This window comes from Brachyspira pilosicoli (assembly GCF_019402445.1).
Classification (GTDB): domain Bacteria; phylum Spirochaetota; class Brachyspiria; order Brachyspirales; family Brachyspiraceae; genus Brachyspira; species Brachyspira pilosicoli_B.
Genome location: NZ_SRZM01000167.1, coordinates 1 through 601, shown reverse-complemented (window position 1 = coordinate 601; position 601 = coordinate 1). Strand labels below are relative to the sequence as shown.

Annotated in this window: 1 protein-coding gene; it reads left to right on the top strand. The window is 23.3% G+C overall.

The window, feature by feature from the left end; translation table 11 throughout:
* Positions 1–392, top strand: a 392-nt coding sequence (locus E6A48_RS06475; RefSeq protein ID WP_308461603.1) for a TaqI-like C-terminal specificity domain-containing protein, incomplete at its 5' end; no start/stop codon positions are given.
* Positions 393–601 lie beyond the last annotated feature (209 nt).

The window sequence follows — 601 nt, the reverse complement described above, 5'->3', positions numbered from 1 at the left end:
CTAATACTACAGTTATATTTAAAACCAATGATGATATAGATTTAAAATATATTTTAGCTTTATTAAATTCAAAATTACTTAATTTTTATCATCATAAAATAGCAAAACAAACAGGAGGAGGAGTTTATGAATATGTTCCAAATGTTGTTGGTAAATTACCTGTTCATATAGTAGATATAAATAATAAAGATGATAAAGAAATGCATGACAAAATTGTTATGCTCGTTGACAACATCATCGCTTTAAACAAAAAGTTGTCCGTTGAGAAAAATCCTAATTCTATTACTATGCTCAACAGGCAAATCAATGCAGTTGACAAGCAGATTGATGCTTTAGTGTATAAATTGTATAATTTAAACGATGAGGAAGTGAAGATTATAGAGGGGGAGTAAAAGGAACTATAAGAGGTTTTGTTTTTTTTATAAATAATATTATAATTTCAAAAAATATTTTGGAGAAAATATGAATAATTTAAATTTGGATATAATAGAGAAAGTATTAAAAACGTTAGAAAAAAATGAGGACATATATTTAAATTATATAAATAATGAAGTTATAAATAATCCTTATATAAAAGATGATATTGATAGTAATATAAAAT